The organism is Streptomyces sp. A01, assembly GCF_059026195.1.
The window spans coordinates 1-313 of record NZ_JBWLKN010000144.1; the positions used below are offsets into that span (position 1 = coordinate 1).

General features: G+C 67.7%; 1 protein-coding gene. It reads right to left on the reverse strand.

Annotation, left to right across the window (positions count from 1 at the left end):
* On the reverse strand, positions 1-313 hold a 313-nt coding region (locus AC5P1B_RS35930), incomplete at both ends, for a beta-ketoacyl synthase N-terminal-like domain-containing protein (protein WP_493892235.1).

A 313-nucleotide genomic window follows, 5' to 3' on the forward strand; every position in this document is an offset into this window, starting at 1 on the left:
CCACCGCAAGCACCGGATGCCCATTACGCCGCGCCAACGACAACGGCTCCAACAACAACATCCCCGCACCCTCAGCCCAGCCGGTGCCATCCGCGCTGGCGGCGAACGCCTTGCACCGCCCATCAGGAGCCAACCCACGCTGCCGACTGAACTCCACGAACACACCCGGCGTAGACATCACCGCCACCCCGCCCGCCAGGGCAAGGGAGCACTCACCGTTACGCAGGGCCTGACACGCCAGATGCAGCGCCACCAGAGAAGACGAGCACGCGGTATCCACCGTCACCGCAGGGCCCTCCAGCCCCAGGGTGTA